Annotated in this window: 11 protein-coding genes; 6 read left to right on the forward strand and 5 right to left on the reverse strand. The window is 65.1% G+C overall.

Annotated elements, in window-relative coordinates; translation table 11 throughout:
- Position 1 precedes the first annotated feature (1 nt).
- Positions 2-979 carry a hydroxyacid dehydrogenase gene (locus IVB47_RS05855; protein WP_027570760.1) on the forward strand — a complete coding sequence of 326 codons (978 nt, stop codon included), beginning with the start codon at positions 2-4 and terminating at the stop codon, positions 977-979.
- A gap of 7 nt (positions 980-986) precedes the next feature.
- On the opposite strand, the gene IVB47_RS05860 is transcribed toward IVB47_RS05855, so the two are convergent.
- A complete protein-coding gene (locus IVB47_RS05860) occupies positions 987-2,153 on the reverse strand; it encodes an ABC transporter substrate-binding protein (RefSeq protein ID WP_247288047.1) in 1,167 nt (388 codons plus the stop codon).
- Between the two features lie 314 nt (positions 2,154-2,467).
- Here IVB47_RS05860 and IVB47_RS05865 point away from each other — a divergent pair, with 314 nt between their 5' ends.
- From IVB47_RS05865 to IVB47_RS05875, 3 genes are all read left to right on the forward strand, one after another.
- On the forward strand, positions 2,468-4,858 hold the full coding sequence (locus tag IVB47_RS05865; protein WP_247460354.1) for an EAL domain-containing protein: 2,391 nt from the start codon (positions 2,468-2,470) through the stop codon (positions 4,856-4,858).
- Between the two features lie 100 nt (positions 4,859-4,958).
- The gene (locus tag IVB47_RS05870) at positions 4,959-6,251 is read left to right on the forward strand and encodes an MFS transporter (RefSeq protein ID WP_247460563.1); all 1,293 of its coding nucleotides are present in this window, start codon (positions 4,959-4,961) and stop codon (positions 6,249-6,251) included.
- Positions 6,252-6,403: 152 nt separating this feature from the next.
- A complete protein-coding gene (locus tag IVB47_RS05875; protein ID WP_247460356.1) occupies positions 6,404-8,989 on the forward strand; it encodes an EAL domain-containing protein in 2,586 nt (861 codons plus the stop codon).
- Positions 8,990-9,018: 29 nt separating this feature from the next.
- Here the strand turns inward: IVB47_RS05875 and IVB47_RS05880 are convergent, their stop codons facing one another.
- Both IVB47_RS05880 and IVB47_RS05885 read right to left on the reverse strand, forming a co-directional pair.
- Positions 9,019-9,822: an isocitrate lyase/phosphoenolpyruvate mutase family protein gene (locus IVB47_RS05880; protein ID WP_247460358.1), complete on the reverse strand. Its 804-nt coding sequence runs from the start codon at positions 9,820-9,822 to the stop codon at positions 9,019-9,021.
- A gap of 57 nt (positions 9,823-9,879) precedes the next feature.
- A complete protein-coding gene (locus tag IVB47_RS05885) occupies positions 9,880-10,713 on the reverse strand; it encodes an alpha/beta hydrolase (protein WP_247359188.1) in 834 nt (277 codons plus the stop codon).
- A 19-nt stretch (positions 10,714-10,732) separates the two neighbouring features.
- Here IVB47_RS05885 and IVB47_RS05890 point away from each other — a divergent pair, with 19 nt between their 5' ends.
- Both IVB47_RS05890 and IVB47_RS05895 read left to right on the forward strand, forming a co-directional pair.
- Positions 10,733-11,398 (forward strand): MarR family winged helix-turn-helix transcriptional regulator, encoded by a 666-nt coding sequence (locus IVB47_RS05890; RefSeq protein ID WP_247460360.1) that lies wholly within the window; start codon positions 10,733-10,735, stop codon positions 11,396-11,398.
- Positions 11,399-11,512: 114 nt separating this feature from the next.
- On the forward strand, positions 11,513-11,968 hold the full coding sequence (locus IVB47_RS05895; protein ID WP_247288052.1) for a hypothetical protein: 456 nt from the start codon (positions 11,513-11,515) through the stop codon (positions 11,966-11,968).
- A gap of 75 nt (positions 11,969-12,043) precedes the next feature.
- Here the strand turns inward: IVB47_RS05895 and IVB47_RS05900 are convergent, their stop codons facing one another.
- Together IVB47_RS05900 and IVB47_RS05905 are read right to left on the reverse strand one after the other, a co-directional pair.
- On the reverse strand, positions 12,044-12,472 hold the full coding sequence (locus IVB47_RS05900; RefSeq protein ID WP_247460362.1) for a hypothetical protein: 429 nt from the start codon (positions 12,470-12,472) through the stop codon (positions 12,044-12,046).
- Positions 12,473-12,488: 16 nt separating this feature from the next.
- The gene (locus tag IVB47_RS05905) at positions 12,489-12,776 is read right to left on the reverse strand and encodes a hypothetical protein (protein ID WP_245287890.1); all 288 of its coding nucleotides are present in this window, start codon (positions 12,774-12,776) and stop codon (positions 12,489-12,491) included.
- Positions 12,777-13,043 lie beyond the last annotated feature (267 nt).

The following is a 13,043-nucleotide window of genomic DNA, read 5'->3' on the forward strand; positions in this document are numbered from 1 at the left end:
CGTGAAAGTCCTGCTGGCCCACACGCCGGAGATGCGCCGCAATTACTATGGCGATCGCAGCCTGAACGGTTTGCGCGCGACCGCCGAGGTGATCCTGCACGAGAGCGATGAGACGCTGGTCTCAACCAGCCTCGTGCGTGCTGCGCAAGATGTCGACATCATCGTGGCCGATCGCATGACTGAGGGACGCGGCGAGATTTTTGCGCAACTGCCGCGCCTGCGCGCCTTCGTCCGCTGCGCCGTCGACATCCGCAACGTCGATGTCGAGGCCGCCTCGAAGGCCGGCGTGCTCGTGACCCGCGCCGGGCCTGGCTTCGTGCAAGCCGTTGCCGAGCTCGCGCTCGGCTTCATGGTCGATCTCTCCCGCGGCGTATCCCCGGCGACGGCCGACTACCAGGCAGGCCGCAAGCCGGAAGCGCGGATGGGACGGCAGCTCGCCGGCAGCAAGATCGGCATCATCGGCTATGGCAGCATCGGGCGCTATCTCGCCGACATTGCCAAGGTGATGCGCATGGAGGTGCTGGTCGCAGATCCCTTTGCGACCGTGAGCGACAGCGCCATCCGGCAGGTCAGCCTCGATGAGCTCCTCGCCGCGTCCGACTATGTCGTCTGCCTTGCCATCGCCAATGAGCAGACCGAGAACTTGATCGGGGGGGCGGCACTGGCGCGGATGCAGAAACATGCCGTTTTCATCAATCTCTCGCGCGGCAATCTCGTCGACGAGGCGGCGCTGGCGAAGGCGCTGCTCGAGAATCGTATCGCGGGTGCCGCGATGGATGTCGGCCGCGCGCCCGACCAGATGCCAAGCCCGGAGCTTGCGAAGCTTCCCAACGTCATCGCGACACCGCATGTCGGCGGCCTGACGCCGCAGGCGATCGAATACCAGTCGCTGGAAACCGTGCGCCAGGTCGAGGCGATCGTCAAAGGCGAGATCCCGCAAGGCGCCGTCAACGCCGACCGCTGGACGCGTCGGCCCTGATCCGGCTCTACAGCCGGTCCACTGCTTTGAACGTCCCGTCCTTCTGGATCACCGTCAAAAACACCGTCGGCGGCGCGTCGAGCATGCGCATGCCGACGGTGACGGTGCTGCCGCTGATGTCGAAGCGGCCGACATCGTTGATGGCGCGCAGCAGGTTCGCGCGCGTCGGTTGCGGCCCGGCTTGTTCCAGCGCCGCGGCGGCGAGGCGGCCGGTGAGATAGCCTTCGAGCGACACGAAGTCCGGTGTCAGCGCCGGGTCGAACGCCGTCTGCGCCGCCTGGTAGTCGGCGACCAGCTTGAGCGAGCGGTCCCAGGGAAACGGCACGACCTGGGTGACGACGACGCCTTCGCCCTCGGGGCCGAGCTCCCGGGCGAGCGCCACGGCGCCGACGAAGGAGATGTTGACGAAGGTCGGACGAGCACCGCTGCGGTGCGCGAGCTTGATGAACTCCGCGCAGGGACCGTAGGTCCCGACCATGACGATCGCCTCGGGTTCGACGCGCTTGATCGTGCGCCAAGCCGACGCGACGGCGCGGGTGTTGCGCTCGAAGGTGCCTTCGGCGGCGAGCTCGAGACCGCGTTTGGCAAGCGCGCGCTTCACGCCGGAAAGACCGTCGCGCCCGAAGGAATCGTCCTGGTAGAAAATGGCGATGCGGGTGAAATGGCGATCCTCCGTGAGGTGCTTGACCCACGCCTCGGCCTCGGCGGCATAGCTCGCACGGATGTTGACCACGTTCGCAAGCTCGAGGTCGCGCAAGAATTCGGCGCCGCTGAACGGACCGATGAAGGGCACGTTCCTGGCGCTGGTGATCGGTATCGTCGCCATCGCGGTCGGCGTGCCCACCGCGCCGATCAGCGCGAACACCTTGTCGTCCTCGATCAGCCGCAGCGTCTGCGCCACCGAGCGGTCGGGATCGTAGCCGTCGTCGCGGCTGATGAGCTGGAGCTTGCGGCCATGGACGCCGCCTTTGGCGTTGATCTCGGTGAAAGCTGCGACGATGCCCTGCCGCATCCGCTGTCCGAGTGTGGAGGAGGGACCCTCGAGGGCTGCGGCCTGGCCGAACAGGATCGCATCCTCGCTGACGCCGATCTCGTCGGCTTTTGCCGGCAGCATGGTTGCTGCCAGGAGCGCGACGGTGATCACGATGAATGTCGCAGATCGAGATCGATACATCAAAAAGTCTACGGGTGCGGGGAGTGGTTTCGGGTAAAGCTATCGCCGCAGGATGAATCGCCGATGTACCGGCGGCTCCGTACTACTCCGGGGAAAACCGGCAACTTATTTCGACAAAGCCCGCATCATCCTGCACTTCATTAACTAAGCCGGCTGATGCAGAAAAGCCGCGTTCCGAAATTGTGCAGTTCTTAACCGGGGTCCTGTTCCGATAGTGGCTCCGGCGGCTCAACCAGAGGTTCGGTTGGCCGGGAGAGGGGACGGCGGTTTCTGGAATGGGCGGTCGGGATCAGAACGATCAGGATCGGGGACGTATGACCGGATGGTGGCGTGCCGCGCCGCTGCTCGGGCTCTATCGCCCTGCACTCGTCGCAGTCGGCGTTGGTCTTCTGTTCTCGGTCGCGGGTGCGGCCGCTGTGGCGCGATGGGAAGGCCGCGTCAACAAGATCGAGTTCGAAAACGCGGCCGAGACCGAAGTGATCGTCATGCAGAACGGCATGGGCGAGTACATCTCCAGGCTCGTCGCGTTGCGCACGCTGTTCGAATCGACCAACCAGGAGATCACCCGCAGCGAATTCGAGACCTTCAGCGCCCGCCTGTTCGAGCGCCATCCCGGCATGCTGCGCATCTCCTGGGTGCCGCGCGTGAACCGCAAGGAGCGCGCCGAATACGAGGCCGCGGCGATCACTGACGGCGTGTCCGGCTATCGCATCAAGTCGCTCCAGGGCGATGCGTTCGCGACCGCGCCGCAGAGCGACGAATATTTTCCGGTGCTCTACTCGACCCAGCCGAAGACCTCTCCGGTCTACGGCATGGACTACGCGACCATTCCGGAGCGCCGCGCGATCCTCGAGCGCGCACGCGACACCGACCACGTCTCGGCCATTCGCACCCGCCTCTACGAGCCGAAGGCGGGCGGCCGGTTGCCCGACGTACTCGTCGCCATTCCGGTCTACGCCAAGGGAACATCGCGCGAGACCGTCGTGGACCGGCGCCGCAATCTCGCCGGCTTCGTCGTCGGCGTCTTCGACCTGCCGCTGCTGATCCAGTCCATTCGCGCGACCACCGGGGCAAGCCCCGCGGTCAGCGTCAACGTCTATCCGCCGTTTGCGGCGCAGATCGTCGGCCTGGAGGCCATGCTGCCGGATTATTCGTCGGCCGCGACGGCGCCGCAGTCGATGCGGGACGTCGCGCAGACCCTGCACTGGTCGGGCAATCTCAAGATCGGCGGCATGGATTGGCAAGTGCGGGCGGTTCCGGCTGCCGGGGGTCCGCTGGAGACGACTTACGATCGCGCGGGCGCGGTGCTGATCGTCGGCATGCTGCTGACGCTGTCGCTTTCGACCTATCTCATGCTCGCGAGCCGCAATTCGCAGCGGCTGTCGCTGGCGAACCGGCGGGTGCTCGAACTCGCCCAGACCGACACCCTGACCGGATTGCCGAACCGCGCCTTCTTCCTCGCCCGGCTCGACGAGCTCAATGGTCGTTTGATGGACGCCGGTCCGACCTTCTCGATCCTGATGCTCGACCTCGACCGCTTCAAGAACGTCAACGACTCGCTCGGTCACGGTGCGGGCGATGCGCTGCTGCGTCAGGTCGCACAGCGGCTGAAATCCGCGCTGCGCGCCGGCGACGTGCTGGCCCGGCTCGGCGGTGACGAATTCGCCATCATCCAGGAAGCTTGCGAGGATCAGCGCGTCTGCTCGACCGAACTGGCGGGGCGGATCGCCAAGCTCGTCGCCGAGCCGTTCCTTCTTCCCGGGCATCGCGTCGAGATCGGCACCAGCATCGGCATTGCGATCGCGCCCGATCACGGCACCGATCAGGAGCAGCTGCTGAAGAAGGCCGACCTTGCGCTGTACCGCTCGAAATCATCGGGCCGCAACTGCTTTACCATCTACGACAAGGCGATGTCGGCCGAGCTCGAGGCGCGCAGTACGCTGGAAGGCGATTTGCGCGACGCCATCGCGCGGTGCCAGCTCGAGGTGCACTACCAGTCGTTTGTCGACGCCCTCAGCGGCGCGCGGCGCGGCTTTGAGGCGTTGGTGCGCTGGCGGCATCCGACGCGCGGCTTGATTCCGCCGGACCAGTTCATCCCGCTTGCGGAGGAGACCGGGCTGATCGTGCCGCTCGGCGAGTTCGTGCTGCGACGCGCCTGCGCGGACGCGGCCGGCTGGCCGTCCGACCTTGCGGTTGCAGTCAACCTGTCGCCGATCCAGTTCAAGGAGGCCGAGCTGTTCGAGATGATCAGCGCGGCGCTCGCCGATTCCGGGTTGCCGCCCCGGCGGCTGGAGATCGAGATCACGGAATCCGTTCTGCTGGAACGCGGCGTCGAGAACCACGCCTTCATGGAACGGCTGAAGAGCATCGGCATCGCGCTCGCACTCGACGATTTCGGCACCGGCTATTCGTCGCTCAGCTATCTGACCGCGTTCCCGTTCGACAAGATCAAGATCGACAAGTCGTTCATCCGCAACCTCACGCATCAGCCGCGCAGCTCCGCCATCATCTCCTCGATCGTGACGCTGGCGCGCGGGCTGGACATGTCGGTCACCGCCGAAGGCGTAGAGACCCGCGAGGAATACGAACGGCTGAAGGCGCTCGGCGTCAATTTCGCGCAAGGCTATCTGTTCGGCCGCCCGCACCCAATCGAACGGATTCTGTTCGACGCGGCCGCCAAACCGCCCCAACGCGACGCCGCCTGAGGGCGGCCGCCCAAGGATCGCTCAATGGGGCATGCGCGAAAAGCGCTTGACCCGGGCAGCCCCGGATGGTCGGAAGGACCGTCCAGGGATGAAACACACAATGCGGCTTCCGTTCTTCTACGGCTGGGTCGTGGTCGCGGTGACCTTCGTCACCATGGCCATCGGCGTCAACGCTCGCACCGCCTTCTCGCTGTTCTTTCCTCCCATCATCTCTGAATTCGGCTGGGAGCGCGGCGTCACCGCGGGCGCATTTTCCTTCGGCTTCGTGGTGTCGGGCATGGTCAGCCCGCTGATCGGCCGGCTGATGGATCGCGCCGGCCCGCGCGCGGTGATGGAGCTCGGCGTGGTTCTGATGGGTGGCGGGCTGCTGCTCGCGCCGCTCACGAGTCAGCCATGGCATCTCTACGTCACCATCGGCGTCATGGTTGGCGCCGGCTCGGTGTGTCTCGGTTATTCCGGCCAGTCGCTGTTCCTGCCGAACTGGTTCATCCGCACCCGCGGCCTCGCCATCGGCATCGCCTTCGCCGGGGTCGGCATCGGCTCGGTGACGCTGCTGCCGTGGGTGCAGCACATGATCGAAGGGACCGGCTGGCGCACCGCCTGCACGGCGATGGGCCTGATGATCCTGATCGTGCTGGCGCCGATCAATCTGTTCCTGCACAGGCGCCCCGAGGATATTGGCCTGCGGCCTGACGGCGATGCCGCGCCGGTCGCGGGTGCCGCAAAACCCGTCTCCAACATCGTCGATCCCGTCTGGGCCGGGACCGAATGGACACTCCGGAAAGCGGTCGCCACGACGCGGTTCTGGTGGATCGCGCTCGGCTATTTCTGCGGCCTCTACATCTGGTACGCGGTGCAGGTGCACCAGACCAAATTCCTGCTCGACATCGGCTTCAGCCCGGGTGTCGCGGTGTGGGCGCTCGGCATCGTCAGCCTGCTCGGCATTCCCGGCCAGATCCTGCTCGGCCATGTCTCCGACCGGATCGGGCGGGAATGGGTGTGGGCGATCAGCTGCGCGGGTTTTGCGATCTCTTTCGCGGCGCTGATGGCCCTGAAATTCCAACCGTCATTGTGGCTGGTCTATCTCATGGTGTTCACGCAAGGCGCGCTCGGCTACGGCCTGACCTCGATCATGGGCGCAGTGGTGTTCGAGATTTTTCAGGGCAAGCACCAGGGCAGCATTTTCGGCACGATCATGCTGGCGGCATTGGCCGGCGGCGCCGCCGGTCCCTGGGTCACCGGCTTGCTTTACGATCGGGTCGGCGACTACACGCTCGCTTTTGGCGTTGCCATCATCGTAAGCGGGCTGTCGGCGCTTTCGATCTGGCAAGCTGCGCCGCGCAAGGTGCGCGCCGTCGCCGGGAAGCTTCAGGTGGACGCAGGCGCCGAATAGGTTCCGTACGCAGCGGATTACCCTCGCTTCTTTTGCGGAACATTAAGCATGTCGCGTCTTGGCGCGGCGCGACCGGGCTCCAAAAACGTCTTGGACACCATCGCGGCACTAGCCTCGGTTGCTGTATCTTCCCGATGCCTCCGGGTCTAGCGATGTCCGCCTCCGATTGTGCCATGACAGAAACTCCGGAAGTGCTGTTGGCCGCGCTCGAACGCGCCGACGAGGGCATCGTCGTCGTCGACAGCGCGCGTCGCATCACGCATTTCAATGCCGGTGCAGAGCGGATCTGGAATCTCGCACGCGCTGATGTGCTCGGCCGCGACGCCGAAACTCTCACCCTCAAATGCCTTCAGGCCGAACCGTTTGCGGAGTTCCGGGACGAGATCAGCCTGGTGCGCCGTGACGGCAGCCGGATCCGCGCGGCCATCTCGCTTTCATCCATTGCAAGTGGCGGCATTGCCTATCGCATCGTGTTCGCGCGCGACGTCACAGCGGACGCCGAGCGCCGCAGCAGGATCGGGCTTCTCCACGCCGTCTCCGACCAGACCAACCGTGCGGTGCTCATCACCGATACCGACCAGAACATTGTCTACGTCAATGCCGCCTTCACGACGCTGTTCGGCTACACCAGCGAGGAAGCCGAGGGCCGCCGCGCCAGGGGCCTGCTCGCGGGCCGCCACACCGGTCGCAAGGCCGTTGCGAAGCTCGTCAAGCGCCTGATGGATGGCGGCCACCGCGGCGAGGTCGAGATGCTCGCCTATGACAAGGACGGCGAGGAGATCTGGGTCTGCGCCCGCATCGATGCCTTCCGCGACAAGAAGGGCCAGGTCAAGCACTTCTTCGCGCTGCTCGAGGACATCACCGAGACCAAGCAGCTGCGCTCGCTGCAGCAGCTCATCATGGGCGCGCTCGCCGACGAGGTCCCGATCGGCGAGATCGCCGACCGGCTGTGCCGCCGTGTCGAGCAGATGGCGCCCGACGTCGTCTGTTCGCTGCTGCACATCGATGCCGCGGGCCTGATCCATCCGCTCGGCGGCCCAAGCCTGCCCGAGGACTATTCCCGCGCGCTGGACGGCGTGGCCATCGGCCCCAATGTCGGCTCGTGTGGAACCGCGGCCTTCTACGGCGAGCCGGTGCTGGCGACCGATCTGGAGACCGACCCGCGCTGGCAGCCCTACAAGGCGATGCCGCTCGCGATTGGCCTGCGCGCATGCTGGTCGACGCCGGTCAAGGCCAAGGACGGACGGGTCATCGCCACCTTCGCCTTCTACTACCGGGAGCCGCGCGCGCCGAGCAATTGGCATCGGCGCATCGTCGAGGCCTGCGTCAATCTCGGCGCCTTCGCGATCGAGCGCAAGGAGGCGCGCGCCGAGATCGCACGGCTCGCCTATCACGATATCCTCACCGGCCTGCCGAACCGCGCGCAATTGCGGCGCCTGATCACCACCGCCATCGATGCCTGCCCGACCGGCAGCCACGTCGCGCTGGCCTTCCTCGACGTCGATCATTTCAAGGACGTCAACGACACGCTCGGTCATGCCGCCGGCGATGAGCTCCTGATCCAGCTGGCGCAGCGCCTGCGCGAGCAGATCGGACCCGAGGACATGCTGGGGCGACTCGGCGGCGACGAGTTCGTGATCCTGCTGCCGCGTCGCAACGCCGAGGGTGCCGAGCGCGTCGCGGCCGGAATCACCGAAGCGCTGGCGGCGCCGCTGCGGCTCGGCTCCAGGCAGCTGCAGATGTCGGCGAGCATCGGCGTCAGCCTCTATCCCGATCATGCGACCGACATCGACACTCTGATGCAGCAGGCGGACGCGGCCATGTACATGGCCAAGCAGGCGGGACGTTCGACCCATCGCCTGTTCAGCGCCGAGATGAACGGGCTCACCGAGCAGCGGCTGGCCTTGATTGCGGCGCTGCGCCGCGCCATCGCCGAGGGCGAGCTGACCCTCAGCTATCAGCCGCAGATTCGCAGCTGCGACGGCGCGATCCATGGCGTCGAGGCGCTGGCGCGCTGGCATGATGCCGAGCTCGGCGACGTCTCGCCGGCAAAATTCATCCCGCTCGCCGAAGAGTGCGGCCTGATCGAGCAGATCGGCCTGTGGTCGGTGCGCGAGGCCTGCCGGCAGATGGCGAGCTGGCGCCGCGCCGGGCTCGAGATTCCATCCGTGTCCGTGAACCTGTCGCCGATCAATTTTCGCAACGTCACGCTGGCCGCGCGGCTCAAGGACATCCTCGCTGAATACGATCTGCCGGCGGATGCGCTCATGCTCGAGATCACGGAGGGCGCGTTCATGCAGGACAGCGTCGCCGCGCTCGAGACGATGAACGCGATCCGGGAGCTCGGCGTCGGGCTTTCCGTGGACGATTTCGGCACCGGCTATTCCAGCCTGAGCCGGCTCGCCCATCTGCCGATCCGCGAGCTCAAGATCGACCGCAGCTTCATGCGCGACATCGAGCGTGACGCTGGCGCGCTCGCGATCGCCACCGCCGTGGTGCGCGTCGGCCAGGGCCTCGGCATGACCGTCGTCGGCGAAGGGGTCGAGACTGAGGCGCAGCGCAAGGTGCTGGCCGAACTCGGCTGCGACGTGGTGCAAGGCTTCCTCTACGCACCCGCACTCGCGCCTGTTGCCTTCGAGCGCTGGTTGATCGAGCACTGCGCCGAGCAGGCGCAGGCGATGCTGGCTCGTCTCGACATTGCACCGGCCGGCGCGACCGCAGTGAAGCGGTCGGCGTAGAAGCGACTTTCGGCGGGTGATGTCCGGGCTCAGGCATCCGGTTGCAGGAACGTGCCGTATTGCTTGGTCGCGACGACCGCGGATGCGGCCTGTCCGATCATCCGCATTGCTGCCATCATAGGCCACGGTCCAAGACTCACCCGCCGAACGCCGACGCGAGCCAGATCCGGAAGTGCGGGAACGCCTTGTGTCACCATGATGTTGACTGGCAGAGACGTGAGATGAACGAATTTTTCAATGAGAGCGAGGTCGGTGAGGCCGGGGACGAAAATTCCGTCGGCGCCGGCCTCGGCATAGACCTTCGCTCGCCCCGCCGCTTCGTTCATGCACTCGTCCGGCGATCCGAATTTCAGCAAGAACGGATCCGTTCTCGCATTGATGAACAGCTGAACTCCCAGATTTTTCGCGGCATCCCGCACGGCCTTGATCTTGGCGGCATGGCGTTCGGGATTGACCAGTTGCCGCTTTCCTCCCGATAGCCCGTCCTCGATATTGATGCCGACGGCGCCGGCTTTCAAAATCTCGGTCGCCGATCTTGCGGCGGCCTCCGGGGTGTCGCCATATCCGGCCTCCAGATCGATTGAGACTGGAACCGACACGGCCGCGGTCATCCGCGACACCAGGCCGGTCACCATGTCGAGCGGGACATTTTCTCCGTCGGCGTATCCAAGTGCGGAGGCGACCGCCCCGCTGCTGGTCGCGATGGCCGGAGAGGTCTTCGCGATGGCTTTGGCGGTGGCGGCGTCCCAGGCGTTGAACAGGATGAGCGGATCGCCCTTCCTGTGAAGGGCATGAAAGGTCTCGGCATATTGCTGTTGTGTCTTGGCGTCCATTGCGCGTACTCCGGATTAGAGAACTCAAAGGATGTTGTGGGCGACCGCCCTCTGCGTTCAGTCAGGCGCGTGCGTCTTGAACCAGTCCATGATCAGGCCGGTGACTTCTTCCTCACGCTCGAGGTGCGGGAAGTGCCCGACATCGGGCAGGACAATCCGCTTGTGCGGCCCCTTGAACAGCGGCTCCTCCTTGACCGAGTACCTCGCTGTCGGATCGTTGCTGCCATAGATCGTCAGCGTCGGCGTGTGCATGTCATTGATCGGCAGCCGGCGCGCGAGCCCTGCATCGGTCAGGCCTCCGTAATATTTAAGCGCTGCGGCCATCGTGCCGGGCGAGCTGAGCGTCTCCTTGATTGAACGGATGTGCTCGGCATTGTTGAATGTCGGCGACCACAGCTTCCAGAGATAGTCGACGAAGGGAAGTCCCTCGGTACTGACCGCGGATTCGGCGCCGGGAAGCTGGAAGAAATAGACATGGAAGACGGCTCGAACGAGCTCCGGATCCCGTCTGATGCTCGAAATTGTAATTGGATGTGCGGTGTTCATGACCACCGCGGCCTTGAACGCCGATGGCGCCGTGGCCAGCGCCTGAAATGTCGAGGTGCCGCCCCAATCCATGCCGACGACGCGTGCCTGTCCGTCGTCGCTCAGCGCCGCGATGAGGGCTTCGAGATCCTTGCCCAGTGCGATCGGATCGAAAACTCCGTCCGCCGGAATCTCGGTCGGTGCATAGCCGCGCAGGAACGGCGCGACCGCACGATACCCTGCATCCGCGAAGACCTGCAGCTGCTTTCGATACGACCAGGCATTATCGGGAAAGCCGTGCAGGAACATGACAAGGGGGCCGTCGCCCTGCTCGAGATAGGCGAAGCGCACGCCGTTGGCCTGCACGTATTTCAAGGCGGGTTCAATGCCTCTGGTATTCGCTTGGGCATTCGCTTGTCGTGCCGCGCTCCCAGTATTCATCGTCATTCTCCATGTCATCGTGCACCGCGATCGAAATATGTGCGGAGCGCACATATTCGTCAAGTTGTTTTTTGTGCGCTCCGCACATATTGTCCGGCTCATGGAAAACGGAATCGCAAATTTGCTGGGGGCGCTTTCGCTCGCCGTCATGGATCGGATCGAGCAGGGCGCGCGCGAGGTCATCGGCCGCGGAGGCGAGACGCCTGCGGCACTGGTCGTCATCGGCTATGGCCAGGGCATGACCAACGACAAGCTGCGGCGGATTCTTGGCCTGTCGCATTCGGGAACGGTCCGGCTGGTGGACCGTCTGGTGTCGGATCGGCTGGTCGAACGTCGGCCCGGACAGGACGGCCGCGAGGTTGCTCTGCACCTGACCGCGAAGGGCGCCGCAACCCGCAACGACTTGATGACCTCGCGAATATCGGCGGTCGCGTCGCTTCTGGATGTGCTGTCGCCGGCTGAAACGAAACGACTCGAAACGCTGCTCCATGAGTTGTTGTCTCGGCAGGATACGTCCGAGATGGATCGCTTCACGATCTGCCGCATGTGCGACGACAGCGTTTGCACGAATTGCCCCTTGCCCACGGACAAGGGCAAACGCGCTCGCTAGCGGGCGCGCTCGACACAATCATCCGGCTTGGGCCCAACGCGCGTTCACGTCGCGGAAAGGAACGTCCGGCGCTTCTCCACGTTATCGGCCGTCGAGCGCAAACCGGGCCACACGATGAAGAAGATCGCCACCATCCTTGTCATGCTCTGTAGCTTGCCGGTTGCCGCCGGTGCGGAGAGCTGGAGTGGCTATCGCATTCCCGAGACCGGGACCAACGTCGACATCCCTTCGTCGATCTTCACCGAGCAAGCCGGTCGACCCGACGGTTATGGCATGCAGTACCGGACCAGCGACGGCCGCGCGGATTTGACGGTGCAGGCCGTTCCGAACGACGGCAGCTCACCGGCCGCTTTCCTGGCGCGAAAGAATCCGCCGCCCGGCATCACCTACAAGCGCATCACGCCGCGCTTCTTCGTGGTGTCCAGCACCCGGGGCGGCAAGATCTGGTACGACCGCTGCAACTTTGGCCGTCGCTACGTGCATTGCGTGTTGATCAACTACCCCGCTTCCGAGAAGCGGCAGTGGGATGCGCTCGTGACCCGCGTCAGCCGTACGCTGAGCGGCGGTTGATCCGCTCACAAAGAAAAAACCTGCTCACAAAAAAAACTGCCCGCAAGTCGCGGGCAGCAGTCTCGTGAGGATGGTTCAGCGCACGTTCGTCGATGTTGTCGACATGGTCGGCTTGGAGCCTGGCACGTGCGACATGGTCTTGGTGGTGGACCCGACCTCCTCGCCCGCCTTCACTTTGGTGCGGGTGTGGGAGCGGCTGAACGTGCCACCCTCATGCGCCTGCGCGCGCGCATTGGAATTGAGCACCAGACCGTTGCCCTTGTTCATGCTGGTGCCCGACTGCGCCTTGCCGTTGGCAGACGCGGCGCTGCCGCCCGCTGCGATCGACGAGCCGGTCTGTCCGGAGCCCGACGTCGACGTGCCGCCGGTGCCGAGCGTGCTGGCCGAGGTGCCGCCGGCCGCAGCCGAACCGCCGGTGCCACCGGTCATGCTGGTTTGTGCCGACAACGGCGCGGCGGCGGCGAGCAGGAGTGCGACCGACGAGGTCGCGATCAACATTCTCATCTGTCAAATCCTTTTGCTATGGCGACGATGTCGAGATGGTGCAGCCGTTGACTGTGACGGTGCTCGCGCTGGTCGAACCGGGGCCGCCGGCCGTCGAGGACGAACTCGACACGTTGCCGCCACCGGCCTGGACGTGCACCGACGATCCGCCGGCCGAGCTCGAGCTCGAGAGCGAGCCGCTCGATGAGGTCGAGCCGGTTGTGCCCGAACCCGATGACCCCAGCGCGGTGATGCTGCCGTCGGGATGTTTTTCCACCGTGACCCGGCAGGTCTCGCCGGACGCGGTCTTGCCGGTTTTCTGCATGGTTTCCCCCACAGCGGCGCTGCTTATCAAAGTCAAAACTGCGATCGCAACGATTGGTCTGTTCATGCCAGTCCTCCTCAGGAAGGACGAAGGAGCGGCATTGCTGCCGCTCCGCCGGCCGGGATGTCAGTCCTTGTCCTTCTTCATCTCGTCCTTGTGGTGGCCTTTGCCCTTTTCCATGCCCATGTCGCTGGAATGTCCCGCGGAGGAGCCGGCCGCTCCCACAGTCGAGCCGCTCTTGCCGCCGCCGGCCGACGAGCCGCCGGT

Origin of the sequence: Bradyrhizobium sp. 62, from assembly GCF_023073035.1 — a bacterium.
Taxonomy (GTDB): Bacteria; Pseudomonadota; Alphaproteobacteria; order Rhizobiales; family Xanthobacteraceae; genus Bradyrhizobium.

Excerpts from the sequence above, each read along its gene's own strand:
- IVB47_RS05895 (WP_247288052.1), top strand. The coding sequence starts at position 11,513 with ATGAAGAAGATCGCCACCATCCTTGTCATGCTCTGTAGCTTGCCGGTT.
- IVB47_RS05870 (WP_247460563.1), top strand. The coding sequence starts at position 4,959 with ATGCGGCTTCCGTTCTTCTACGGCTGGGTCGTGGTCGCGGTGACCTTC.
- IVB47_RS05890 (WP_247460360.1), top strand. The coding sequence starts at position 10,733 with ATGCCTCTGGTATTCGCTTGGGCATTCGCTTGTCGTGCCGCGCTCCCA.
- IVB47_RS05900 (WP_247460362.1), bottom strand. The coding sequence starts at position 12,472 with ATGAGAATGTTGATCGCGACCTCGTCGGTCGCACTCCTGCTCGCCGCC.
- IVB47_RS05860 (WP_247288047.1), bottom strand. The coding sequence starts at position 2,153 with ATGTATCGATCTCGATCTGCGACATTCATCGTGATCACCGTCGCGCTC.
- IVB47_RS05875 (WP_247460356.1), top strand. The coding sequence starts at position 6,404 with ATGTCCGCCTCCGATTGTGCCATGACAGAAACTCCGGAAGTGCTGTTG.
- IVB47_RS05880 (WP_247460358.1), bottom strand. The coding sequence starts at position 9,822 with ATGGACGCCAAGACACAACAGCAATATGCCGAGACCTTTCATGCCCTT.
- IVB47_RS05905 (WP_245287890.1), bottom strand. The coding sequence starts at position 12,776 with ATGCAGAAAACCGGCAAGACCGCGTCCGGCGAGACCTGCCGGGTCACG.
- IVB47_RS05865 (WP_247460354.1), top strand. The coding sequence starts at position 2,468 with ATGACCGGATGGTGGCGTGCCGCGCCGCTGCTCGGGCTCTATCGCCCT.